Source organism: Corallococcus sp. M7, from assembly GCF_054512695.1.
This window is the reverse complement of the sequence record NZ_CM137252.1, coordinates 9,512,989-9,537,501: the sequence shown is the minus strand read 5'-3', so window position 1 is coordinate 9,537,501 and position 24,513 is coordinate 9,512,989. Positions and strand designations below refer to the sequence as shown.

Annotated in this window: 21 protein-coding genes; 8 read left to right on the top strand and 13 right to left on the bottom strand. The window is 70.6% G+C overall.

Annotation, left to right across the window (positions count from 1 at the left end; all coding sequences use genetic code 11):
- The first annotated feature begins 76 nt into the window (after positions 1-76).
- Positions 77-2,005 (top strand): RecQ family ATP-dependent DNA helicase, encoded by a 1,929-nt coding sequence (locus ACX114_RS38420; protein ID WP_459292796.1) that lies wholly within the window; start codon positions 77-79, stop codon positions 2,003-2,005.
- Here ACX114_RS38420 and ACX114_RS38415 read toward each other — a convergent pair.
- Positions 2,002-3,594 (bottom strand): S8 family peptidase, encoded by a 1,593-nt coding sequence (locus tag ACX114_RS38415; protein ID WP_459292794.1) that lies wholly within the window; start codon positions 3,592-3,594, stop codon positions 2,002-2,004. The genes ACX114_RS38420 and ACX114_RS38415 overlap by 4 nt on opposite strands.
- Before the next feature lie 82 nt (positions 3,595-3,676).
- On the opposite strand from ACX114_RS38415, the gene ACX114_RS38410 reads away from it, so the two are divergent.
- Positions 3,677-4,471, top strand: a complete 795-nt coding sequence (locus tag ACX114_RS38410; protein WP_459292792.1) for a radical SAM protein — start codon at positions 3,677-3,679, stop codon at positions 4,469-4,471.
- Here ACX114_RS38410 and ACX114_RS38405 read toward each other — a convergent pair whose 3' ends face one another.
- The 7 genes from ACX114_RS38405 to ACX114_RS38375 form a co-directional block, all read right to left on the bottom strand.
- A complete protein-coding gene (locus ACX114_RS38405; protein WP_459292790.1) occupies positions 4,472-6,586 on the bottom strand; it encodes a sensor histidine kinase in 2,115 nt (704 codons plus the stop codon). It lies immediately after the preceding gene.
- Positions 6,587-6,659: 73 nt separating this feature from the next.
- Positions 6,660-7,670 carry an aldo/keto reductase gene (locus ACX114_RS38400; RefSeq protein WP_459292788.1) on the bottom strand — a complete coding sequence of 337 codons (1,011 nt, stop codon included), beginning with the start codon at positions 7,668-7,670 and terminating at the stop codon, positions 6,660-6,662.
- An 87-nt stretch (positions 7,671-7,757) separates the two neighbouring features.
- A complete protein-coding gene (locus ACX114_RS38395) occupies positions 7,758-9,056 on the bottom strand; it encodes an AMP-binding protein (RefSeq protein WP_459292786.1) in 1,299 nt (432 codons plus the stop codon).
- A complete protein-coding gene (locus ACX114_RS38390) occupies positions 9,053-9,616 on the bottom strand; it encodes a hypothetical protein (RefSeq protein ID WP_459292784.1) in 564 nt (187 codons plus the stop codon). Before ACX114_RS38390 ends, ACX114_RS38395 begins: the two co-directional genes overlap by 4 nt.
- On the bottom strand, positions 9,616-11,322 hold the full coding sequence (locus ACX114_RS38385) for a hypothetical protein (protein WP_459292782.1): 1,707 nt from the start codon (positions 11,320-11,322) through the stop codon (positions 9,616-9,618). Before ACX114_RS38385 ends, ACX114_RS38390 begins: the two co-directional genes overlap by 1 nt.
- Positions 11,319-12,146, bottom strand: coding sequence for a hypothetical protein (locus tag ACX114_RS38380; protein ID WP_459292780.1), 828 nt, complete (start codon positions 12,144-12,146; stop codon positions 11,319-11,321). The genes ACX114_RS38385 and ACX114_RS38380 overlap by 4 nt, the downstream gene beginning before the upstream one ends.
- Entirely contained in the window at positions 12,143-13,687 is a 1,545-nt protein-coding gene (locus ACX114_RS38375) for a P-loop NTPase family protein (protein ID WP_459292778.1), read from the bottom strand. The genes ACX114_RS38380 and ACX114_RS38375 overlap by 4 nt, the downstream gene beginning before the upstream one ends.
- 130 nt (positions 13,688-13,817) lie before the next feature.
- Between ACX114_RS38375 and ACX114_RS38370 the strand changes: the two genes are divergently transcribed.
- Genes ACX114_RS38370 through ACX114_RS38360 form a run of 3 tightly spaced genes read left to right on the top strand, consistent with a single transcriptional unit; the run spans position 13,818 to position 15,810 of the window.
- The gene (locus tag ACX114_RS38370; RefSeq protein ID WP_459292776.1) at positions 13,818-14,123 is read left to right on the top strand and encodes a hypothetical protein; all 306 of its coding nucleotides are present in this window, start codon (positions 13,818-13,820) and stop codon (positions 14,121-14,123) included.
- Positions 14,120-14,542: a type II toxin-antitoxin system death-on-curing family toxin gene (locus ACX114_RS38365; protein WP_459292774.1), complete on the top strand. Its 423-nt coding sequence runs from the start codon at positions 14,120-14,122 to the stop codon at positions 14,540-14,542. The genes ACX114_RS38370 and ACX114_RS38365 overlap by 4 nt, the downstream gene beginning before the upstream one ends.
- A gap of 41 nt (positions 14,543-14,583) precedes the next feature.
- Entirely contained in the window at positions 14,584-15,810 is a 1,227-nt protein-coding gene (locus tag ACX114_RS38360; RefSeq protein ID WP_459292772.1) for a hypothetical protein, read from the top strand.
- Positions 15,811-15,814: 4 nt separating this feature from the next.
- Here the strand turns inward: ACX114_RS38360 and ACX114_RS38355 are convergent, their stop codons facing one another.
- Positions 15,815-16,444, bottom strand: coding sequence for a response regulator transcription factor (locus ACX114_RS38355; RefSeq protein ID WP_459292770.1), 630 nt, complete (start codon positions 16,442-16,444; stop codon positions 15,815-15,817).
- Positions 16,445-16,567: 123 nt separating this feature from the next.
- Here ACX114_RS38355 and ACX114_RS38350 point away from each other — a divergent pair, with 123 nt between their 5' ends.
- Positions 16,568-17,752 (top strand): S41 family peptidase, encoded by a 1,185-nt coding sequence (locus tag ACX114_RS38350; RefSeq protein WP_459292768.1) that lies wholly within the window; start codon positions 16,568-16,570, stop codon positions 17,750-17,752.
- 6 nt (positions 17,753-17,758) lie between these two features.
- On the opposite strand, the gene ACX114_RS38345 is transcribed toward ACX114_RS38350, so the two are convergent.
- Entirely contained in the window at positions 17,759-18,829 is a 1,071-nt protein-coding gene (locus ACX114_RS38345) for a dipeptide epimerase (protein ID WP_459292766.1), read from the bottom strand.
- 197 nt (positions 18,830-19,026) lie between these two features.
- Here ACX114_RS38345 and ACX114_RS38340 point away from each other — a divergent pair, with 197 nt between their 5' ends.
- On the top strand, positions 19,027-21,012 hold the full coding sequence (locus ACX114_RS38340) for a PAS domain-containing sensor histidine kinase (protein WP_459292764.1): 1,986 nt from the start codon (positions 19,027-19,029) through the stop codon (positions 21,010-21,012).
- A gap of 24 nt (positions 21,013-21,036) precedes the next feature.
- On the opposite strand, the gene ACX114_RS38335 is transcribed toward ACX114_RS38340, so the two are convergent.
- The 3 genes from ACX114_RS38335 to ACX114_RS38325 form a co-directional block, all read right to left on the bottom strand.
- Complete coding sequence (locus tag ACX114_RS38335) at positions 21,037-21,732, bottom strand: suppressor of fused domain protein (protein ID WP_459292762.1); 696 nt, start codon at positions 21,730-21,732, stop codon at positions 21,037-21,039.
- Positions 21,733-21,827: 95 nt separating this feature from the next.
- The gene (locus tag ACX114_RS38330) at positions 21,828-23,018 is read right to left on the bottom strand and encodes a GNAT family N-acetyltransferase (RefSeq protein ID WP_459292760.1); all 1,191 of its coding nucleotides are present in this window, start codon (positions 23,016-23,018) and stop codon (positions 21,828-21,830) included.
- 83 nt (positions 23,019-23,101) lie between these two features.
- Positions 23,102-23,512 (bottom strand): winged helix-turn-helix transcriptional regulator, encoded by a 411-nt coding sequence (locus tag ACX114_RS38325; protein WP_459292758.1) that lies wholly within the window; start codon positions 23,510-23,512, stop codon positions 23,102-23,104.
- 108 nt (positions 23,513-23,620) lie between these two features.
- Between ACX114_RS38325 and ACX114_RS38320 the strand changes: the two genes are divergently transcribed.
- The gene (locus ACX114_RS38320; RefSeq protein WP_459292756.1) at positions 23,621-24,478 is read left to right on the top strand and encodes an SDR family oxidoreductase; all 858 of its coding nucleotides are present in this window, start codon (positions 23,621-23,623) and stop codon (positions 24,476-24,478) included.
- Positions 24,479-24,513 lie beyond the last annotated feature (35 nt).

Below are 24,513 nucleotides of genomic sequence, written 5' to 3'. Positions count from 1 at the left end.
AGCCGGGCGTCGCCAGCGGAAAGTCGGGGAGGGTGAGATAACCCTCCTGGACAGCGCGAACAGGGAAGGGCGGGACATGAGGACGGATGCGGTGGATGTCGTGTTGCGGGAGCGCTTCGGACTGGCGTCCTTCCGGCCCGGACAGCGCGAGGTGCTCACGAAGCTGCTCGAGCCCCATGGCTCCGCGCTCGCGGTGTTCCCCACGGGCGGGGGCAAGTCGCTGTGCTACCAGCTCCCCGCGCTGCTGCTCGAAGGGCTCACGGTGGTGGTGTCACCGCTCATCGCGTTGATGAAGGATCAGATCGACGCGCTGGAGCGGCGGGGCATCCGCGCCGCGCGGTTGGACTCGTCCCTGTCGCTGGAGGAGTCACGCGAGGTGACGGAGTCCCTGCGCGACGGGACGCTGAAGCTCCTCTACGTGGCCCCCGAGCGCTTCAACAACGAGCGCTTCATGGGGCTCTTGAGCGAGCTCCCCATCTCCCTCTTCGCGGTGGACGAAGCGCACTGCGTCTCCGAGTGGGGCCACAACTTCCGGCCGGACTACCTCAAGCTCGCGCAGGCGGCCCGCACGCTCCAGGCCGAGCGCATCCTGGCGCTCACCGCCACGGCCACGCCGCAGGTGGTGCACGACATCTGCGAGGGCTTCGGCATCCCGGAGTCACACGCGGTCGTCACCGGCTTCTACCGGAACAACCTCACGCTGGAGACCACGCCCACGGGCCCGGAGGTTCGCGATGCCCTGCTGGTGGAGCGGCTCAAGTCGCGCCCGCCCGGCACCACCATCGTCTACGTCACGCTACAGAAGACCGCGGAGCGCGTGGCGGCGCTCTTGAGCGCGGAGGGCCTGCCCGCCAGCGCCTACCACGCGGGCCTGGAATCCGAGGACCGCGAGCGGGTGCAGGAGGCGTGGACCCACTCCGACAAGGGCATCGTCGTGGCGACCATCGCGTTCGGGATGGGCATCGACAAGGCGGACGTGCGCGCCGTGTATCACTACAACCTGCCCAAGGGCCTGGAGAGCTACAGCCAGGAGATCGGCCGCGCGGGCCGTGACGGCAAGCCCTCCGTCGTGGAGTTGCTCGCGTGCCCGGATGACGTGCCCACGCTGGAGAACTTCGCGCTCGGGGACACGCCGCTGCCGGAGGCGCTGGCGGCGCTGGTGAAGGAGCTGTTGTCCTCGGGGCCGGAGCTGCACCTGGACATGTACGCGCTGGGCAACCGCCACGACCTGCGGCCCCTGGTGCTGCGCACGGCGCTGACGTACCTGGAGCTGGAGGGCGTGCTGCGCCAGGGCACGCCGTTCTACGCGGGCTACAAGGTGCAGCCCGCGGGCTCGGTGGACGAGCTCGTGGGCAGGTTCCAGGGGGAGCGCGCGCGCTTCGTGAAGGACCTGTTCGAGCACGCGAAGAAGGGACGCACCTGGTACACGTTCGACCCCGCCGAAGTCGCGAAGGCGCTGGGCCAGCCGAGAGACCGGGTGGTGAAGGCGCTCGATTACTTCCAGGAGCAGGGCTACGCGGAGGTGCAGGTGGCCGAACCGCGTCAGCGCTACACGCGGCTGCGCGAGCACGAGGACGCGAAGGCGCTCGTGGCCCTGTTGCAGGAGCGCTTCCAGAAGCGGGAGGTCCAGGAGGTGTCACGCGTGCGCGACGTGCTCCGGCTGGTCACGCATGACGGCTGCCAGAGCAACGCGCTGGTGGCCCACTTCGGCGAGCAGCGCGAAGCCCCGTGCGGCCACTGCACCTTCTGCCGCACGGGCGTGGCGCGCGTGCTGCCGCCGCCGCATCCCCGGCCGGACCTGCGCGAACAGTTGGACGTGGCCACGTTCCAGTCGCTCGTGGCGAAGCACCCGGACGCGCTGGGGCATCCCAGGCAGGCGGCGCGCTTCCTCTGCGGCCTGAGCAGCCCCGCGCTCTCCAAGGCGAAGCTCAGCGGTCACAAGCTCTTCGGCGTCCTGGCCGAATATCCGTTCGCCCAGGTGCTGGCGTTCTGTGAGGCGCCCTAAGCGAGCGCGGCCCGAAGGCTCGGTGAGAAGGGGGGCAGGGCGGCTGGAGCGCGCGCCTTGAGCGCCTGACGGTCCCTGCCCGAGCCTTCCTGGAGTGCTCGGCGGAAGGGGGCATGGGTGAGCGCCCAGAAGCGCAGCTCGCGCCCGAACTCCGAATCGAGCCGCACCGCCTTCTGTTCATCGACCCCGAGCGTGGTCGCGAGGCCTCTCAGGACCTCGGCTTGCTGGAGGCCGCTGAAGGTCGAGGCCACGGTGTCCGAGGATTCATGGAGGAGCGCCCTCGCGGTGAATGACTCCAGCTCCGTCACGTCCGGGAGCGGGGCTTCGAGGCACGCCTTCGCGTTGACGAGGCCGGCGCCCCACGCGAGCGGATTCTGAGACCAGCTGTCACAGGTGGCGCGGAGCACATGGCGGAAGACCTGCGCGAGCGCCGGTCCTCCCTGGTACTTCGCGAGCAGGGTGTCCCGGCCATGGTGCGCCAGCCAGAGCGCGGCGATCCCCGCGACAGTCGCGGTCGCATAGGACGTGCCGCTGCTCTGCCCGACCTTGTCGGCGGGCTGCGCCACCCAGACGTTCTCGCCCGGGCCGGTGGCGTCGACGGCCTTGCCCCAGGCGGAGAAGGCCCAGGGCTGCGCGCTCGCGTTGCACGCGGCCATCGCGACGACTTCGTCATAAGCGCCCGGCCAGACGACGATAGGGCCCGTGTAGTTGCCCGCGGCGGCGATGACGATGATGTTCTCTCGCACCGCCTGCTGGATGATCCGGTGCAATCCCGCATTGGGCAGCCACCCCAGGCTGATGCTGATGACGTGGACCCCTCGCTGAATGGCGAACCCGATGGAGTCGCGCAGCCGGTCGACGCCCACGTTGAAGAGCACCGGCGAGGGGACGAAGAGCGTGGGCTTCGCGACGCGCAGCGGGACGACCTCGGCCTTCGGCGCGACTCCATCCACGAACAGCTTCGGGCCGTCCACGCTCGGGGCGTTGTAGGGGCTCGACATGACGCTCGCGGTGCCCAGCCCGTGGCCTCCGCCCGGGTTCTCCGTCGTGGGGTCATCGTCGATGAAGTCCCAGCCGAACCTGGGCGTGAAGTTCGGTCCCAGCTCGGGGTGGGGCAGGTAGCCGCTGTCCGGATGGCCGATGAGGATGCCCTCACCCTGGCTGGCGCCGCCGGTGAGCTGCCACGCCTCGTCCGCCTTCACGAAGCGCGGGCTCCAATCGCAGTCGTTCTCGTTGAACGCCTTGGGTCCAGGCTCCGCCCGCTGTGCCTTGAGGAGCGTGGGCACCGTGTCGGGGGCCTCGCTCTGTTCCGCGTAGACTGCCTCGAAGGCCGGGTCCGCGTCCTCCACGCTCGGGTCCGCCTGGAGGCGGCGCGCCAGCTCCCACGCCTGGGCCGGCTCGATGATGCCGGGAGGCAGGAGGTCGAACGAGCGGCCGGTGTGCTCGAACGGCACCGGGCGGATGATCCACTGCTCCGCGCCGACGAGCGCCGCCACGGTCTTCTCCAGGGAGGCCCGGTCGAAACCCTCACGGAGGAGGACGTCGATTGTGCGGAGCTTCGAGGACTCGAATTGCTCGGGCGGCGCCATGGGAGCGCACCTGTACCCCTGGGACTTCGTGGCGGGATACGGACCTCCAGTGCGGTGGGTGTGTCGGTTAGACTCCCGCGCCGTGCGCTACGAGCTTCACGACAGCCGCGTCCTCACCTGGTCCCTGGAGACGCACGTCACCACGCACTGCAATCTGCGCTGCGCGCAGTGTTGCCCGCTGTCACCGCACCTGCCCGCGTGGGCCGTGTCCCCGCAGGCGCTGGCCGAGGACCTGCGCCGCCTCTCGCGCGTGCTCAGGCCCAACGTCTTCAAGCTCACCGGCGGCGAGCCCTTCCTCCACCCGGACCTGCCCGCCGTGCTGGACGTGGTGCGCGCCTCCGGGCTCACCGAGCAGGTGTCCGTCACCACCAACGGCTTCCTCGCGCAGAGCGCTCCCGACGCCGTGTATGAACGGCTCGACCGGATGACGCTGTCGTTCTACACGTCCGCGCCCCTGCCCGAGCGCTCCATCGCCCGCATCACCGAGCGTTGCGACCGGCACGGAGTCCACCTCACGGTGAAGGCCATCGACCGCTTCCAGCGCATCACCCCGGACGCGCCGCTCACGTCCGACGCGGAGGTGCGCGACGTCTTCGACAAGTGCTGGCTCAAGCAGCGCTGCCACCTGGTCCACCAGGGCCGCTTCTTCACCTGCACCCGGCCACCCCACGTCGCCACCGTCCTCGCCGCGGAGCATCCCCACCTGCCCGCGCTCGTCGAACACGACGGCGTGCCGCTCGATGACCCGGACCTGCTCACGCGCCTGTTGGGCTACCTGGAGCGGGACACGCCGCTCGCCACCTGCCGTCACTGCCTGGGCTCCAGCGGCCCCTGGGAACCCCACGCGCAGTTGCCGCGCGCTCGCGCTGCTTCCTGATCAGGGCGCCGGAGCTCCCACGTCCGCCGGCAGCGCGCGCAGCGGCAGCTCCACCGTGAAGAGCGAGCCGTGGCCCAGGCGGCTCTCCACCCGCACCGTGCCGCCCATGGCCTCCACCAGCGTGCGGGTGATGTAGAGGCCCAGGCCCAGGCCTCCGTAGTGGCGGTCGCTCACCGCGCGCTCGAAGCGGCCGAAGAGGCGCGGCAGGGACTCCTCCGAGATGCCGATGCCCTGGTCCCGCACCGTCAACGCCGCCTTGCCGTCTCGCGTCTCCAGCCGGACGTGGATGGGCCGCCCCTGGCCATACTTGATGGCGTTGTCCACCAGGTTCACCACCACCTGCTCCAGGCGCGGCCGGTCCCACACGCCCATCATCGTGGCGTCCGTGCACTCCAACTGGAGCACGGAGCCGGAGCGCATGGCGGGGCCCTCGTAGGCGGCCACCACGTCGCGCACCAGCTCCGCCAGGTCCATGGGCACGCACTCCAGCGACAGCCGTCCCGCCGCGATGCGCGACACGTCCAGCAGGTCGTTCACCAGCTCCGCCAGCTTCTTCATCTGCCGCGAGCCCACCTCCAGGTATCGCTCCACCAGCTCGCGCGGCACCGGGCCCGGGTGGCGGTCCATCTCGCGCCGCAGCGCCTGGAGCTTGAGGTTGAGCGGCGTGAGCGGCGTCTTCAGCTCGTGGCTCGCGATGGACAGGAACTCGTCGCGCAGGCGCACCGCTTCGCGCGCCTCGCGGTACAGCCTCGCGTTCTCCATGGAGAGCGCGGCGCGGTTGGCCAGCTCCTGGAGGAAGGGCAGGTCCGCGGTCGTGTAGCGCCGCCCGGAGCGGTGCGTGGTGACGAAGCTGAGCAGCCCCAGCGAGCGCTCCCCGGCCACCAGCGGCACCACCACCAGCGAGCGGACGCGCAGCTCCTTGAGCAGCGCGATGCGCTCCGGGTCATCCGTGAGCTGCGGGAGGATGTCGTCGTTGAAGTTCTCGATGAAGAAGGGCTGCCCGTGATGACGTGGCTCGGCGCCCGCCAGCTTGGGCAGGCCCGACACGTACGTCGTGCGGATCCGCAGCGGCTCCGCGAGCGACTCCGGCTCCGAGGCCGCGTGCTCCACCTCCATGCGCTGGAAGGTGCCGTCCTCCAGCGCGCTGTCGATGAGGCACCAGTCCGCCAGCGTGGGGACCGCCAGGCGCACCACGTTGCGCAGCGTGGCCTTGTAGTCCAGCGACGTGGCCAGGAAGGAGCTGGCCCCGGCCAGCAGGCGCAGGTGCTCCTCGTTGTGCGACAGCTCGCGCGCCAGCCGCTCCGCCCGGGAGCGGGCGCGCACCACGTCCGTCACGTCGAAGCCGAAGCCCGCGATGCCGTCCACCTGCCCGTGCGTGTCGTGCGTGGGCGTGTACGTGATGTTGAAGATGTACTCCCGGAGGGAGCCATCCGGCTGCGGCAGCTTGAGGGACACCTCCCGGCCCTCGAAGGGTTCGCCCGTCGTGTAGACGTGGTCGAGGATCCGGGCCACGCGCTCGGCCTCCTCTTTCGGCCCCACCTCGCGCGCGGGCACGCCCAACAGCCTGGGAGGGTTGCCCAGCATCGCGGAGTTGAGGGGGTTGGACAGCTCGAAGACGTGCTCGGGCCCGCGGAAGATGACCAGGTGCGCGGGCGCGTGCATGAACAGTTCGTGCAGGCGCGCGCGTTCGTACTCGGCGGCGGCGCGGGAGGCGCGCTCGCGCTCCAGCAGGTCCGCGCGCTCCGCGTTGGCCCTGCGCAGGCGCACGTTGAGCAGCGTCACGAACAGCGACAGCGCGAGGAAGAAGCTCAGCGCGATGACGTTGCCGGGGTGGATGACCCAGTCCCCCAAGGGGGACAGGAAGAAGTAGTCCACCATCACCAGCGAGAGTGCCGTCGCCACCAGTCCTGGCCCCCAGCCTCCCCGCCAGCCCGCGAACGCGACGGCGGCGAAGAAGGCCAGGAAGGGGCCGCTGGACATGTAGGGCCACAGCAGTTGCTGGGCGAAGAACGCCACCAGGACGCCCGCCACCGCCAGTGCGTAGCTCAGCAGCGCGGAGCCCTCTTCCTTCTGGAACGACTCCGGTGCGCGCGGAGACGGGGAAGAGGGAGGCACCGGCGGATGCGGCGGGCGGGACGGAGCGGGCGCGGTCATGGATGCGCGGGGCGGACGGGCCAGGGGCCGGCCGTCAGCGTGTCTCCTTCCGGGTGTCGGTCTGGAGGAAGCCCTGCATGGCGGTGGGGTAGCGCTCGCCCGCGGCCACGCCCGGCGGCGCGATGGACTCGATGGCCGCCAGGTCCTCCTTCGTCAGCTTCACGTCCAGGGCACCCAGGTTGTCGTCCAGGTACTTGCGGCGCTTGGTGCCGGGGATGGGGACCACGTCCTGCCCACGTGACAGCACCCAGGCGAGCGCCAGCTGCGCGGGCGTGCACCGCTTCTGGCCCGCGAGCCGGTCGATGTGCTCCACCAGCTTGAGGTTGCGCTGGAAGTTCTCCCCCTGGAAGCGGGGCGAGTGGCGGCGGTAGTCGTCCTCCGGCAGGTCCTCGAAGCGCTTGAACTGGCCGGTGAGGAAGCCGCGACCCAGCGGGCTGTAGGGGACGAAGCCCACGCCCAGCTCGCGGCACGTCTGGAGGACACCGTCCTCCGGGTCCCGGCTCCACAGCGAGTACTCCGACTGGAGCGCGGTGATGGGATGCACGGCGCACGCGCGGCGCAGCGTCTCCGAGTTCACCTCCGACAGCCCCAGGAAGCGCACCTTGCCGGCCTTCACCAGCTCCGCCATCGCGCCCACGGTGTCCTCGATGGGCGTCTTCGGGTCCACGCGGTGCAGGTAGTAGAGGTCGATGACGTCCATTCCCAGGCGCTTCAGGCTCGCGTCGCACGCCTGCTTCACGTAGTCCGGCCGGCCGTTGACGCCGCGCGACTGCGGATTCGCGGGGTCACGCACCAGGCCGAACTTCGTGGCCAGGACGATTCTCTGCCGGTGGGGGCCCAGCACGCGGCCCACCAGCTCCTCGTTGCGGCCGGGGCCGTAGGCATCCGCCGTGTCGAAGAAGGTGATGCCCCGGTCCAGCGCATGGAGCAGCGTGGCCTCCGACTCCGCGTCGTCGCGGCCCGCGTAGAAGTCCGACATACCCATGCAGCCCAGGCCCAGCGCCGAAACGGTGAGGCCCTGCCTGCCCAGCTTCCGAGTCTCCATGTGTCCTCCGTGCGGGTGCACCCTCCCTGGGAGAATCTTCACGCGAGGCGTGGGAATCCAGGGCAAACGACCAGGCGAAGGCCCGGCTCATCCAGGAAGCGCCAGCTCGCAACGGAAGGGGAGCGGCTTGGCGGCCGGTGCCAGCCCTTCCGCTCCGCGCGCCTCCACCACCGGCGCCGTCCAGCCCAGGGTGCGCAGCGCCGCGGCGAGCCGCTCGCACAGCGCCGCCACGCTGTCCGCGGGCGCACCCGAGAGCTCCAGCGTGAAGCGCTCCGGCGCCACCTGCGTCAGCCGGAACGCGCGCAGCGGGTGGTGCTTGAACACCCACGCCAGCGACCATGCGTCCACCGCGCGGCCTGAAGGCGTGTGGAACGCGCAGGCCCCGCGTCCACCGAAGCCCGTCAGCGTCCAGCCGTGGAAGCCGCAGGCGCAGGCGTCGCGCCGCACGGTGCCGGTGTCTCCGGGCCGGTAGCGCAACAGCGGCAGCACGCTGGGGCGCAGCCGCGTCACCACCACCTCGTCCCCGTCCGGCTCCAGCCAGACGTCCGGCGTGAGCACGTGGAAGCGGCCCCGGTTCGCGTCCTCCTGGCACTCCCACGCGAGCGGCCCCGTCTCCGTGGCGGCGTAGTAGTTGAGGACCGGCACGCCGCGCTCCTGTCTCCAGGCGTCTCGCAGCGCGTGCGGCAGGTGCTGCGCGGAGGTGAGCACCAGCCGGGGGGACGGCACCTCCGGATGCGCGAGCAGCCAGCGCAGCCCTTCCGGGTCGGAGAAGACGATGGAGGCCTTCACCCGTTGAAGGCGCGCCACCGCGTCGTCGCGCAGCACGGAGACGCGGTGCAGGGCGCCGTCGTGGAACAGCGGCAGGCGCACCGAGTACTCCAATCCTCCCGGCAGCGCGTCCAGCAGCACCACGCGCGGACGCGGCGGGGGGACGGTGTTCGTGCGCTCGGTGAAGAAGCGAAGCACGGCCCACATGAGCAGGCAGTCGCGCCGGTCGCGCAGCACGTTCACCGGGTCCCCGGTGGTGCCGGAGCTCTTCACCACCACGCACTCGTCGGACGCGGCGGGCAGCGTGGGCACGTCCTCCCAGTGGCGCGCGAGCGTGGCGCGGTCCAGCGCGGGGAAGTGCCGCAGGTCCTCCAGACGGCGCAGGTCGCCCGGGTGCAGGCCCGACTCGCGCAGCACGCGCACGTAGTAGGGCGAGCCCAGGAGCGCCTCGCGCAAGGCGGGCAGGCGCGCCTCCAGTTCCGCGCGGGCGGCGGCTTCGTCCACGGTGGCCGTGCCACGCGCCAGGCCCGCCGCCACGTCCAGCGCCCACGGCAGGTGCGGGCGCTGCGTGTGGCTGTCGCGGCGGATGCGGGCCCTGGGCGCGACCCCGAGCGTCACTCGCGCCAGCCCCGGGCCTCGGCTTCCTTGCGCTGGGCCTCCTGGAGCATCTCCTGGCGCCGGTCCGCCTCCTTCTTGCGCGCCTCCTCCACCTTGCGCAGGTCCGTCACGGCCTGCCGGTAGTCCAGGTCCTTGAGGCGGCGCTTCGACTCGGCCGTCGTCTCGCCCTCGATGTCCGCGCCCAGGGCGTCCAGCCACTTGCGCAGGAACTCCTCCTGGCGGAAGGCGTTGGAGCGGATCATCTCCGCGGTGAGGGGATGGATCTCCTCGAAGAACTGCTGGAGCCGAGCCTGCGGGGTGCGGTCCGCGGTGAGGTAGAGCACCGTCTTCTTGCGCAGGTCGGACACCAACAGCACGTGCGCGAGCATGCCCACCTGTTCGCGGAACAGCGGGTTCTTCACGCGCTGCTCCAGCTTCGCCCACTCGGCCTGGGACGGGGGCCGCTGGCTGGCCATGCGGAAGGTGTCGCAGACGACGGCGACCGCCAGGTCGTGCGGATACGGCGACAGGATGGGCATGGCCGCCAACTGCTCACGGAGGTGGGGAATCGAGACCGCCATCATTTCTCCAACAGGGCATCGGCCAGTGCCGCGGCGGCACGGCCAAAGTCAGACATCCATTGCACGGTCGCCAGCCGGAAGCGTGGGCTGCCCAGCACCGGCGCCAGCACCTGCCGCGCGGGGGCGTCATCCGGCAGCGCGAGGAAGGCCACCACCCGGCGCGACCGGTTCATCCCTCGCACGAAGCGCGGCAGCGCGTCCTCCTGCCGCATGTTGTGGAGGAAGTCGCTGTCGGAGATGACGACGCGCAGCACGTCCGGCCGCTCCTGGGACAGCCCGTCCATCAGCTCCACCGGGAACCACGTGCCCCCGCCGATGTAGTGCAGGAAGAAGTCGCGCGCGGTCTCCTCGTCGTACATCCACGGGGACACGATGGGGTTGTCCGCCGAGTAGATGATGCCGCGCACCGTGGCGCCCTTGCGCAGCGCGGAGGCGGACAGCACCTGCGCGGCCAGCGTCATCGCGTTGAGGTCCTGCTGCGGGTTGGGCATGGAGCCGCTGGTGTCCAGGTAGATTTCCAGCGCGGGCACGCCCAGGTCCGACGGCGGCGGCAGGTCCGCCTCCAACTCGCGGCGCAGCGGGTTCACGGCGGCCAGGTGCCCCTGTGCAATCACCGTGAGCGTCCAGTCGATGGTGGTCGGGTCGTCGCCGTACTCCCACGCTTCCGGAATCGTGCGCAGGTAGGGCTCCGGCTTCGAGGGCGAAGAGGGCAGCTTGAGGATGTACGGGTCCACGAGCCGCCGGTAGTACCGGCCCACCAGCGCCCGCCGCAGCCTGCCTCCGTCGTTGCCGGGCAGGTGCGCCGTCGCGCGGCGGATGGCCTCCAGCGGCTCCGACTCCTTCGTGTCGTGCGAGTCGTCCAGCCACCCGTTCGCGCGGGCCTCGTTCAGCGCGTCCTCCCACCGGCCGCCGGACTGCACCGCCGCGTCCAGATCCGCCTCGTCCGGAGTGCCCAGGTCGCCGGCCAACGGGATGCAGAAACCCACTTCGGAGGGCAGGTCGATGAAGCGGATGAACGCGGCGCAGAAGTAGAGGAACTGCAGCCGTCCGTCGTGCAGCGTGTAGAACGTCTGCACGAACATGCGCGCCTGCGCGCGGAAGCCCGGGTAGACCTCCTCCAGCTTCGGCAGCAGGGCCTCGGGCACCAGGTGTCCGGGCTCGCGGCGCCACAGCTCCTCGTAGATGGCCAGGTAGAAGCAGAACAGCGGTGACGGCCCGCTCGTGCCCGTGTCGCCGTCCTTCTTCTTCTTGTTCTTCTTGCGCCCGTCGGGCGTGCGCAGGAAGCCCTGGTAGACCTGGCACAGGGCTTCGGCGTGGGTGCGCCCCACGAACTCGTTCACCTGCAGGTCGAAGAAGAGGTTGGTGAGGGACTGGCGCAGGCCGGGGATGAGGCGCTGCTCCAGCACGCGCAGCTCCGCGTCCCAGCCCAGCGTGTGCGGGAAGCGCACGTGGTGGCCAATCTCGTGGGCCAGCACGGCGGTGAGGCTTTCGCGCGCGCCCATGCGGACGAGCAGGTCGAAGTGGACGAACACCTGCCGGCGCACCAGGTCGATGTACGCGAGCGGTTCATCCGGCGTGGACTCCCCGGGCCGGAACGGCTGGTGCGGTTCGGGCGGGCTCAGCTGCACGTGCACGTCCCACAGCGCCAGCGCGTCGCGCCAGCACCGCTCCACCTCCTCCCGGGTGAAGGCCGCGCCCGCGCTCATGCCGGCAGGATGACCGCCAGCCACTGGGACGTATGCATCGTGGCCACCGCGCGCCATTCGTTGTGGTGGGTGCTGTACCAGTCCCCCGCGCGTGGGTCACGCTGCGCCAGCGAGGTGAGCGCCTTGGAGGGCTTGCCCGTGGAGGGCTCCAGCCGCTCGTTGCAGCCCATGGGCCCCAGCAGCATGGGCTTCTTCACCAGCCACACGCCCTGGGTGGCCGCGTCACGTCCGCCGGCGGCGGTGGCGCGGTGCCGGTCGTGCACGCAGACGACGGCGGGCGCCAGGAAGTGCATCTCCCCGGGCATGAAGCGCGCGTCCTCCTGGGACAGGTCCACCCACTGCGCGGTGGACGTGTCGCCCAGCGTCTGGGTGGGCGGCTCCATGGCCTCGTTGGCGATGGTGTGCAGGTGGCTCTCCAGGCCCTCCAGCGAGGACAGGCTCGAGCCCAGGCGGCAGAACAGCCGCTGCACCCAGGGGGGCGCGGACTCCAGGTTCTCGCCGAGGTTCCACATGCGCGCGAGCGCCGGGGCCTGCTCCTCCCGGCGCAGGTCCGGCAGCAGGCGCGGCAGCAGGTCCGTCCACGCGAGCGTGAAGAAGTTCTCCCTGCCGGCGGACACCGGATACAGGTAGCCCAGGCCGATGCCCTCGGCGCCCAGCCGCAGGTAGTCGCGCAAGGTCTCCTCTCCCGCCGCGGCGTCACCGCTCGTGAGCGCCCGGCCCATGCGGACCCCCGGGCCTTTGAGGAACTCGTCCCACAGCGCGCGGTCCCAGCGCACGAACCGGCCGCGGGCCTGCTTCTCCAACTCGTCGACGAACTCGCTCATGGCTGTTGCCCCTGACCGCCCGGGTTCTCCTTCAGCCACGTCGCGTAGTTGCGGTAGCGGCTGTAGAGGGACTTCAAGTGGATGAGGTCCTCGTACACCGGACCGGACAGCTCCTGACGGGTCATCAGGTCATTCATCAGCACGGTGACGGCGGACAGGCGCTTCTCTGTGGTGCGCAGATCCACGCCGGACAGGCCCAGGTCCAGCTCCGCGCGCAGGGCGGCGACCTTCTGGCGCACGGGCGCGTGCGTGCCGTAGCGGGCCATGGCCATGTCGAACATGTTGCGGATCCACGCCACGCGGTCCTGGAGCAGGAGCTTGTTGCCCTTCACCTCGAAGAAGGGGCTGCGCGCGTTGGGGGTGAGCTTCTCGTGCAGCACCCAGGGGATGATCTGCCGGAAGTCCTCCAGCTCCGTCACGCGGTGGCCGCGGAAGAACGCGAGCGCCTTCGCGAAGTGGAGGATGGTCTGGTACGCGCGCACGCTGGTGCCGTTCTCCGTCTGCGTGCAGAGGTGCACCTTCTTGTCCAGGGGGCACTGCTCGTTGCACACGGCGGACACGGTCTGGCCCGCGAGCTTCAGCGTGTCCTTGTGCTTGAACTCGAAGCGCGGGGACGCCATGCGGCAGAAGTCCAATTGGCCCAGGAAGAAGGCCACGCGCTCCAGCACGCCCTTGGGCACCTCCACGGCGAGGATGGAGTTGTAGGCCTTCTCCAGCTCGCCGGGCGTGAAGACGATGTCCTTGGGGAGCAGCTCCTCCGGGGACTTGTCGGACTCGATGCGCTGGAGCAGCGTGTCCACGAAGCCGGAGTTGAAGGGCACGGCGCGCACGACGACGTCCAGGCGGTCCTTGAGCGCCTCGATGACCTGGAACGTGCCGCCGCCCTGGTCGTCGTTGGCGGTGAGGAACCAGGACGAGCGGCCCGTGTACACGTACTGGTCCATCATCTCCGCGTAGCCCTCGCCCAGCAGCGACAGCAGGGCGGACTGGGTCTTGGTGGGGATGCGGTTGTACTCGTCGATAATCTTCACGCGCTGGCTGATCCACTTGCGCCAGCTGACCTTCACGGCGGACAGGTCCTCCGCCTTGAGCATGTCGGAGGGCAGGGGCGCGCCGAGCAGGTCCGCGATGGACAGCTGCGGGTGGCCGCGCTGGATGCCCCGGTGCACGTCCTCGCGGCCCATGCCGGAGAGCAGGGCCATGAGGATGGCGGAGGTCGTCTTGCCCCGGCCCGGACCGCCCACGAGCAGGGCGCGGCGGCAGGTGAAGAGGGTGAGCAGCGGGATGAGGACGAAGGAGCTGTAGCTCATGTCCTCCGGGAGGTGGACCTCGTCCCCGGCGGTGTTCTTGAGCGCGGCGGTGCCGCCGAACTCGATGTCGTAGTAGGGGCAGATGACGGCGTTGTTGGTGATCCACCAATACGCCTGCCGCATCTTGTCGTGGAGGCTGCCGCCGTCGCGCTCGGAGAGGTGGACGCTGAGGCCCTTGTCCGCCGACGCACGCCCGGTGAGCAGGCGCGAGACCCAATCCTGGTTGGCCATGGAGGAGCGGGAGTGTAGCAGCGGGAGCGCGGATGGGGAGGACGGGCAATCATCCGTCGGCGCCTGTCCGGAGACCCGCTAGGCTGGGGGCCAGTGGTGTTCGAGCAGCGGATGCTCGTGGGGGGTGTTCATGGTGTTGCCGCACCTGGAAGTGGTTCATGGCGTCATCGAGGGAATCGATCCTGGTGTATTGAAGGCGCCGGAGATCCACATCTCGCGCCGGGAGGGCGGAACCGTCACGGTGACCGCCACGGCGGAGCAGGTGGCGCTGGCCTCTGGCCTCCAGGAGATCTCCGCGATGGTGGCCATGGGGCCCAAGCCCCGGCTCATCTGGATCCGCCAGCAGGGCGTGGACGTGCCGGTTCCTCCCGCGGAGGCGCGTGATGCGCATGCCCTGCGGAAGTGGAATGAGCTGCTGCGGAGGCTTGCCCAATGAGTGACGCGCAGCCGTATGACCGGTTCTGCAGTCTGGCCCGGCTCCAGGAGTTGCAGGCCAAGGGCATCGCCGCGCACGGCGGGAGGGTGGGCGTCCGCGATGCGCTGGGCCCTGGCGCGACCCTGGGCGCGGCCTGGACGGCGGAGGAGTACGGTGCTCCGCCAGAGGCGGTGCCGGGGCTGCTGTTCGCCGTCTACCTGCTCTTCTACATCGCGACGAAGCAGGTCTTCGTGGACGGGAACAAGCGCATCTCCTGGCTCGCCATGTGCGAGGCCCTGGCGTGCATGGGCCTGGAGGTGGACGCCACGATCGATGAAGCGGAGGCGCTGGTGATGGCCATCTCCAACAACCAGTTCAAGGACGTCGAGCCGGTATACCTCTGGGTTGTCGAGCACCTGCGCGAGCTTCGCGTCCGATGAGGTCCCTATACCTGCTGGCCCTGGGGCTGCTCCTCACCAGCGTGTCCTGCCGGCGCCCGGATCCAGAAGCGATCCAGAAGCGCGCCGATGCCAAGGTCCAGCAGGCTGTGACCCATGTCTGGTCGGGTAAGCTGGTATTGGCCCTCACGGAGCTTGCCGTGGTGCTGGACGAGGCTCCCCAGCATCTGGGGGCGCTGAAAGTCAAAACCTGCGTGCAGATGGAACTGGGGGCGCTGGACGAAGCCGCCCGAACGGTGACCCGGCTTCGTGCGCTGGCCCCCGAACAGCCGGAGGTCGTGGTGCTCGCGGAGCTCGTGGAGCAGCGCCGCCGCTTGCTGGCGCCGGACTGGCGAGAAGCCATGATTCTGGCGTGGAAACACGCGGGACGTCCGGACCTCAAGGCCGCCAATGGGTTTCCGGAGCCCCTTCCTGACCCGGAGTCCTTTATCGACAAGGTGTGGGAACGGACGCAGTCCGTCGAGGTCCGCTTCACGGCGGCGCTCGCGGACAAGGCCTCGGACGCCCAGCAGCAGTGGCTCGCGGAGCATGTCTCGGAGATCGTCTCCCCTGACTTGTTGCTCGCCGCCTATGACTACTTCCAGCCCCGTCCCGACGACGCGTTGAAGGACGTACGCCTCAAGGCGCGCGAGTCGCTGAGCCGCCGGCTCGAGCCGCTTGTCGCTGGTGCGAATGACTTCGAAGGACCGCTGATGCTGCTGGTGGGCGACTCCGCGAAGGATGTGCCGCTCACTCGGGAGGACATCCAGGCGCTGGAGCGGATCGCGGCCCTCCCGCGCTTTCGAAGCACCTCACTGGCCCAGGCGGGTGCCGCCGCGAAACGACGCCTGGAGTCCACGGGCATCACTCCGCGGCCCTCCCTCCTCTTCCAGGCAGCTGCGCTTTCGCTGGGCACGAATGCGCCGTTCAACTTGAAGCACCGGGTGAATGCGACGAAGGAACGCCTCTCCCCCGAGGAGCGGAGCCGACTGGGGCAGGTGCTCTTCACCCTGGGCGGACGCATCGTCGCGAGCTCTGCATTGGTGGACCACGTCGTGGGACTCAGCCTGATGCAGCAGGGCGCGGAGTTGATGGACGACAAGGCAAAGCTTGCCCAGGTGGCCCGGGACTTCGAACATGCCCGGACTGTGTTCCAGGCCGTCTCCTTGCTTCCGGGGGAAGCGTGGCCTCTGCCATCCGTCGTTCGCGAATTGGTGCAGGCCTCCCTGGCTGATGAATGGAAGAACCTGAGCGCTCTCGTCGCGCCCTGAGCAACTAGAGCGTCACCAGCCCCATCCGCGCCGCGCGCACCACGGCCTCCGTGCGGCGCTGCACGCCCAGCTTGGCCAGCACCGCATTCACGTGGAACTTGGCGGTGTGCTCGCTGATGTCCAGCCGGTCCGCGATGGCCTTGTTGGACAGGCCCTCCGCCAGGAGCCCCAGCACCTCGCGCTCGCGCGGCGTCAGCGTGTCCGGCCCGGGGGCTCCCGTAGGCGCCGTGTTCCTGGGCGCGGCGCGCACGTGGGACAGCCCCGGCTCGAACACGGCGAGGCCTCGCGAGACCGCGTGCAGCGCGGCTCCCAGCATCCCCGGGGCCACGTCGCGGAAGAGCAGGCCCCGCGCACCCGCGCCCAGCGCCAGCTCTCCCGCCGCCTCGTCCGCCACCAGCGCCAGCACCGGCGCGCCCAGGTCCGGCGCCGCGCCCTCCTCCAGCCGCAAGCCCGTGTCCCAGAGCACCACGTCGGGCGGCTCGCCCCGCGCCGCCTCCAGCTCCACCTGCGTGCCCGCCGCCACCACGGTCCAGGCCTCCGCCTGGTCGCTCAGCGCCCGTGCGAGCGCACCCCGGGCCAGGGGGTCCTCCGACACGAGCGCGAGCCTGGGCGATGACGAGGGCGCATCCAACATGAGCCCCTCATCCCTAACCGCGCCCGCCGCGTTCGCCACACCGCGCGGCGCCAGAGCGCCTTTCCTTCCCTCGGGGACGCGCCCCTGTGAAGAATCGTGAAGTCCTCCCGGGAGGGGCGCGCCATGACGATTCGGACAACGCGGTGGTGGGTGGCGGGGCTGCTCTTCGTGGCGAGCGCCCAGGCCGCCACGTCCCCCTTCACGAAGCGCGGCGATGAAATCGTCAACCTCGTGCGCACCCGCTACGTCGACGCGGCGAAGGGCGCCGCCTGGGCGGACGCGCACCAGGGCTACGCCGCCGACGCGAAGGACGTGGAGGACTTCACCCGGCGCACGAACGCGGCGCTCGCGGAGCTGAAGACCTCCCACACGGCCTACTACCCGAAGCAGAGCCCCGCCCACGCGGAGGTGACCTCCATCTTCGAGGTCTTCCTCAAGAAGGAGGACGTGCAGGCCACCGGCATCGGCGTGGACGTGCGGGAGACGCCGGACGGCTTCTTCGTCCGCCACGTCTTCGCGGACGGCCCTGGCGCGAAGGCAGGCCTCTTGCGCGGGGACCGGCTCGTCACCGTGGAGGGCAGGCCCTTCCACCCCTGGCACGCCTTCACGAACCGCGCGGGCAAACCCACGCGCCTCACCGTGGAGCGCGTGAAGGGCGCCGCGCCCCTGTCCCTCACCGTCACGCCCCGGCGCATGAACCCGCGCAAGGAGTGGCTCGCGGTCCAGAGGGCCAGTGGGCAGGTCGTGGAGCGCCAGGGCCGCCGCGTCGCCTACCAGCACGTCTACGCGTGCGCGGGCGAGGCGTACCAGCGAGCGTTGGAGGAGGCGCTCCAGGACACCTTCGCGGACGCGGACGCGCTCGTCATCGACTTCCGCGACGGCTGGGGCGGATGCAGCCCGGCCTTCATCAACCTCTTCAACCCCCAGGTCTCCCTCCTCCTCAACACCGGCCGCGATGGCAGGACGCGCCCCTACGCGCTGTCCTGGCGCAAGCCGGTGGTGCTGCTCGTCAACGGCAACTCCCGCAGCGGCAAGGAGATGGTGGCCTTCGCGATGAAGCGCCACCGGCTGGCGACGCTCGTGGGCGAAAGGACCGCGGGCGCGGTGCTGGCCGGCGGTCCCCAGAAGCTGGCCAACGGGGACCTGCTCTACCTCGCCGTCATGGACGTGACCGTGGACGGCGAGCGGCTGGAGGGCGTGGGCGTCCCGGTGGACGTGGAGGTCCCGGACGCGCTGCCGTACGCGGCCGGCGCGGACCCGCAGAGGGAGAGGGCGCTGGACGTGGCCGCCTCCCTCGTGAAGGGCTGAGGGCCTTCAGCGCAGCGTGACGCCGTGCCCCGGCGCGTCCGGGTCCAGGGTCAGCCGCCCGCCCGCGTACTGACCGCCGCCCTGGAACGGGTGGTTCGCGATGAACAGCGGCGTGTCCAGGTCCGCGTAGGTGAAGCCGCCCAGCCCCGCCGCCAGGTGCGCGGACGCGGTCATCGCGAGCACGCTCTCCACCATCCCGCCCACCATCAGCTCCAGCCCCGCCGCGCGGGCCAGGCTCCACATCGTCACCGCGTCCACCATCCCGCACTTCATCGTCTTGATGTTGATGCCGTGGCACGCGTTCTCACGGATGAGCCGCAGCACGTCCTTCACCGAGCGCGCCGACTCGTCCGCGCACACCGCGACCCTCGAGCGGTGCGTCACCTCCGCGAGCCCCGCGACGTCGGCCACCGGCTGCTCGAACAGCGACAGCGGCACCTCCGCGCGCTCCAGCTCCTTGAGGAACGCCAGCGCCTCCGCCACGTCATAGCCCCCGTTGGCGTCCGCGATGAGCCGCGCCTTCGGGGCCTCCTGGTGGATGGCCACGAGCCGCGCCGCGTCCGCGTCCGGGTCCAACGCGCCGACCTTCACCTTCACCGTGTGGATGCCCCGCCCCAGGATGGCCCGCGTGGACGCCACCGCGTGCTCCACGTCTCCGGCGGTGACCGTCATGTCGATGTCCAGCTCCGTCCCCGCCCCGCCGAAGAAGGCGTACATGGGGATGCGGTGGTGCCGGGTGAGCGCGTCCAGCAGCGCGATCTCCACGCCACACCGCGCGGCCGGCGCCAGCGCCAGCGCGTCCCCCAGCGCCTCCGACGCCGGCCGCCACTCCTGGGCGTCGCGGCCCACGAGCAGCTCGCGCACCGGCTCCAACGAAGCGAGCGTGCTGGCCTGCGTCTCTCCGCTCACCGCCGTGAAGGGCGCCGCCTCGCCCAACCCCACGGTGCCGTCCGCGAGCGTCACGCGCACGAGCGCGTTCTCCGCCGCCAGCTGCGCGCCGGTGGCGATGGCGAACGGCTCCGTCAGGGACAGGTGCAACGCTTCGAACGAGACGTGCGTGATGAGGGTAGGGCGCATGGGCAGGCATGAGTCTGGCCGACGTTCCCCTCCGGAGGGGAATCTTTCCCCTCCTTCCGGCTTTCACTCTCACGCGTCTGTAATTCGAGAAGGTTAAGAAAGATACGAAGACCGGGGCTGGCTTGAGCCGCCGTGCGATTCGTGGCGACATGCGGGCTCCCCGGGGGTTGGGCGGCGCCTGGGGCGCGAGGAGCCGGATGTCCGCGACTGACATGACCGTGGCCCTCCCGCTCCCGGACGCGCTCCTGGCCGCGTTGGAGGAGGCCGAGCGCGAACATCCCGAGGCGTGCATGGTGCTGCGGGCCGTGCGCTCCCCGGGTGGGGCCATCCTGGACTTCGAGTGGCTGTGGGCGAACCCCGCCGCGTCGCGCGCGCTGGGCCGGGACCCGGAGTACCTGCGGGGCCGGCGCCTGGGCGAGGTCTCCTCGAAGGACGGCATCGCCGGCCGCATGGACCTGTTGCGCCAGGTGGTGGAGTCCGGCCGGCCGCACGCGGACCACTTCTCCGAAGGGGAGGTGCTGCTGCAGGGCACGGCGGTGCCGCTGCGGGACGGGGTGCTGTTGCGCCTCCGTGACATCACCAGCGCCCAGCGGGTGGAGGAGGGGCTGCGCGAGACGCTGGACTGGGTGCGCGACGTGCTGGAGAGCATGCCGGACGCCTTCTTCACCGTGGACACGGACTGGCGCCTCACCTACGTGAACCGCAACGCCGCCGCGCTGACCGGCCGCCCCCAGGAGGAGCTCTTCCGCCGCGTGCTGTGGGATGCGTGCCCGGAGCTGTGCGGCACCCCGTTCGAGCGCACGATGCGCGAGGTGGCCGCCGAGGAGAGCTACCGCCTCTTCGAGCTGCGCACCGGCAGGGACCGCTGGCACGAGGTGCACGCCTGGTCCAGCGGCCGCAACATCTCCACCTACGCGCGCGACATCACCGACAAGAAGCGCGTGCAGGCGGAGCGCGACGCGCTGCTCGCCCGCGAGCACTCCGGCCGCCTGGAGGCGGAGGCCCTGGCCCAGCGCCGCACCCACGAGCTGATGGCCGCGCGCGAGCGGCTGGTCCAGTCGGAGAAGCTGGCCATGGCGGGCCAGTTGGCCGCGGGCGTGGGCCACGAAATCAACAACCCGCTGTCCTACGTGGCCGGCAACCTTCAGTTCGCGGTGGAGCAGCTCACGGCGCTCGCCCGCCGTCCCGGCCTCCAGGACGTGGTGGGGGAGGCGCTGGAGGCGCTGCGCGAGGCGAAGGAGGGCGCGGAGCGGATCCGCGTCATCGTGCGCGACCTGCAGACCTTCGCCCGCGCGGACGAGCTGCGCCTGGGGCCTGTGGACGTGCACGCGGCGCTGGAGTTCGGCATCTCCATGGCGATGACCCACCTGCGCAGCCGCGCCCAGGTGGAGCGCCACTTCGGCCAGGTGCCGCCCGCGCTGGCGCACGAGGCGCGCCTGGGGCAGGTGTTCCTCCACCTGCTCATCAACGCCGCGCACGCCATCCCCGCGGGCGCCTTCGACCGCCACCGCGTGACGCTCACCACCCGCCGCGAGGGCGCGTGGGTGCTGGCGGAGGTGTCCGACACCGGCCTGGGCATGACGCCGGAGGTGCTCCAGCGCGCCTTCGAGCCGTTCTTCACCACGCGCCCCGTGGGGGAGGGCAGCGGCCTGGGGCTGTCCATCTGCCTGGGGCTCGTGCGCAGCATGCACGGCGAGCTGACGGCCACCAGCATCCCCGGCCTGGGCAGCACCTTCCAGGTGCGGCTGCCCGTCTTGGAGCCCATCGTGCACCCGGTCGTCCCCGCGGTGCGCTCGGACGAGAGGCCTTGCCGCAAGCGCGTGCTGGTGGTGGACGACGAGCCTCAGCTCACCTCGGTGCTAAGGCGCATCCTCGGACGGCAGCATGACGTGGTGGTGGCGCACAGCGGCCGGGAGGCGCTGGCGCTGCTGGAGCAGGACGACGCCTTCGACCGTGTCTTCTGCGACCTGATGATGGCGGACCTCACCGGCATGGACGTGCACGCGGAGCTGTCACGGCGCCGGCCGGAGCTCCTGTCGCGCTTCGTGTTCATGACGGGCGGCAGCTTCACGGAGCGCGCCCGCGCCTTCCTCCAGGTCGTGCCGCTGCCGCGCATCGAGAAGCCCTTCGAGCCCGGCCTCCTGCACTCGCTGGTGGAGTCCTCGCCGCCGCGCGCCGGTTGAGCGCGGGCGGCGAGAGCGTGGGAACTACAGCTTCACCTCGTCGCGCTCCGGCCGCGTGATGTACGCGGTGGTGGGGTTCGCGGGGTCGGCCAGCTTCTTCAGCAGGCTGTCCATGCCGTTGGAGCGCGCGAAGGCCATCTCGTTCTTCGTCACGCCCACCAGCGTGAGCAGCTCCACCTGACCGCTGGGCAGGGTGAAGTGGCTGGGGCGGTTGGCGTCCTTCACGAACACGAAGCCCGCGAGCTTCGTCTCACCGCCGGTGAGCGTGCCGTCCACCGGATAGCGGTGCCCCATGGCGAACAGCCGCGCGCACACGAGGTTGTAGGCCATCATGTCCAGCAGACGCAGGATGGGCCAGCGCTCCTCCTCGGGCGTGTGGATGACCATCTCGTAGCCCAGGCCGCTGCGGGCGTCGTCCGGCAGGTCCTCGCCGGGGGCCACCGTGAAGGGGTTGGACAGGCCGCTCGTCACGTAGGTCCAGTACGGGTGCTCCGGGCTGGGAGGCGCCACGCGCACGCCCATGGGCAACCAGTTCGGATCCATCTCCGTGCCCTGGGCCAGCTCGCTCTCCAGCCACCCCTCCAGCACGCCGGTGCCCTCCAGGAGGTCCACCTCCTCGCGGATGGCGCCGAACAGCTTGGGGTACTCCACCTCGTCGCGGTCAGCCCAGCAGTCTTCGTACCACTGGATGAAGTCTTCGTCGGTCTCCGGGACTTTCATGGGGGCGGACTCTAGAGGTTCACCCCGATTTCACAACTTGAACCGAGCCCGGATGCCCATTGGCCGGTGGGCTGGCGGACAGACGTCCGGGTTTTTCAGGTGCCGGTGGACCCGGGGGCTGGGTTGGAGGCCCACGGCTTGAGGCCGCAGATGCGCTCCGCCTCCTCCACGGCGGGTGCCAGCCGTGCGTGCTCCATGCGCAGGAAGCTCCGCACCGCCTTGTCCAGGCGCTTGTCGAAAATCAGGTGGGCGCTGTGCACGGCGGTGGGCTCGAAGCCGCGGGACACCTTGTGCTCGCCGCCCGCGCCGGGCTCGAAGACCTTGCGCCCCGAGCGGATGCAGTCGTCCACGGAGTGATACAGGCAGACGTTGAAGTGCAGGAAGGGGTGCTCCTCCGTGCAGCCCCAGTAGCGGCCATAGAGCCGCTCCGGCGTGGCCAGGTTGAAGGCCCCGGCGATGACCCTCCCGTCCTTCACCGCCTCCACCATCTCCACCGTGTCGGGCAGGTCGCGGAAGACGCGCTCGAAGAAGCCGGGGGTGAGCTGCACCTGGCCCCAGGCGTGGCGCTCGCAGGTGGACGTGTAGAAGGTGTACGCGCGCTGGGCGTGCTCCGGGGTCAGGTCCGCGCCGCGCACGGTGCGCAGCTGGATGCCCTGGGTGGCCGCGGCGCCGCGCTCGCGCTTGAGCTGGTTGCGGCGCTTGGAGTCGAAGCGGGCCAGGTAGTCGTCGTAGCTCCTGTAGCCCGGGTTCTTCCAATGGAACTGGAGCGTGATGCGGCGCGCGAGCCCGGCCTCCTCCAGGAAGTCCGCCTCTTCATCCGTGGGGTAGAGCACGTGCACGCCGGAGCAGTCCTGCTCCTGGGCGCTGTCCACGGCGGCCTGGAGGAGCGCGAGGCGCAAGGCCTTCGCGTCCTCGCCCGGGGCGGTGAGGAAGCGCGGCACGGTGGCGGGGGACAGGGGGCCGCCCACGAGCAGCTTCGGGTAGTACTCCACGCCCAACTGGGCGGCGGCGTTGGCCCAGCCGAAGTCGTAGATGTACTCGCCCATGCTGTGGAACTTGAGATAGGCGGGCGCGGCGGCGACCAGCTTCCTGCCCCGCCACAGCGTCAGGTGGTGCGGGGCCCAGCCGGTGTCCTCGGTGGCGCTGCCGCTCTCCTCCATGGCGGACAGCCACGCGTGGCGCACGAAGGGGGGCGCGCCGTCGGCGACCAGGGCATCCCACTGGGCGGCCGGGACATCGCGGATGGCATCGAGAATGCGGACCTTGAGCGGGGTGTCGGCGGGCACGGGAGCAGTCTTAACGCGGGCCTGTCCCCTTCGCTCCCGTTCGTCCCATTGGAGGGCACCCGGGCGAGCGGGCCCGGGGCCTCTCAGGAGGCCTTCTTGCGGGGCGGCGCCTGGGTCCGGGCGGTCATCACCCGGGCCAGGTTGTCCTCGATCCAGGAGGTCAGCGCCTCCACGTGGACGGCGACCTCTTCGCCCAGGGGCGTGAGGCTGTAGTCGACGTGGGGGGGAATCACGGGGTGGGCCTCGCGGTGCACGAAGCCGTCCTGCTCCAGGGACTGGAGCGTCTGGGCGAGCATCTTCTCGCTGACCCCGCCCACCTTGCGGCGCAGCTCGCTGAAGCGGTGGGTGCCCTCCTCCTTGAGCGCGACGAGCACCAGCACGCCCCACTGGCTGGTGACGTGCTCCAGGACGCCGCGCGAGGGACACATCGGCGCGTACAGGTCCCCGCGCTGCTTCACCTTCTCCAGCAGTGGACTGCCCTTGCTTGCCTTCATGACGGGACACTTACCATGAGGTGCGTACTTACGAAAAGTGAGTACCCCCGTTACGGTAAGCGCCAGTTCGATTTCGCGCCTGGAGCGCGGGAAGGAAAGGGCGGAGCCATGTTCGTGGTCACGGGAGCCTCGGGGAAGCTGGGCCAGTTCGTCGTGGAGGGGTTGCTGAAGAAGGTGCCGGCGAACCAGGTGGCGGTGGCGGTGCGCAATCCGGACAAGGCGAAGGCCTGGGCCGAGCGCGGCGTGCAGGTGCGCCAGGTGGACTACGACCGTCCGGAGACGCTGAACGGGGCGTTCTCCAAGGGAGACACGGTGCTGCTCATCTCCGCGAACGAGGTGGGCAAGCGCTTCCCGCAGCACTCGGCGGTGATTGAAGCGGCGAAGAAGGCGGGCGTGAAGCTGCTGGCCTACACGAGCATCCTGTTCGCGGACAGGAGCGGGCTGTCGCTGGCGGGGGAGCACAAGGCGACGGAGGAGGCCATCCGCGCGTCAGGCATCCCGTACGTGTTCCTGCGCAACGGCTGGTACGTGGAGAACTACACGGAGCACATCGGGCCGGCGCTCCAGTACGGCGTGGTGCAGGGCAGCGCGAAGGAGGGCCGGGTGGCCACGGCGACGCGTCAGGAGTACGCGGACGCGGCGGTGGCGGTGCTGACGGGCACGGGCCACGAGAACCAGGTGTACGAGCTGGCGGGAGACGCGAGCTTCAGCCTGCCGGAGTACGTGGCGGAGCTGTCGCGCCAGTCGGGCAAGCCGGTGAAGTACGTGGACCTGCCGGTGGCGGAGTTCTCCGCGGCGCTCCAGGGGGTGGGCGTGCCCAAGCCCTTCGCGGACACGCTGGCGGACGCGGACGCGGGCCTGTCACGCGGGGAGCTGAATGACACGAGCCGCACGCTGAGCCGGCTGATTGGGCGGCCCACGGCGCCGTTCGGGAACGCGATTGGCGCGGCGCTGAAGCAGGGCTGAGGTTCGGGTGGCGCTCCCTGGCCCGCGAGGTCACT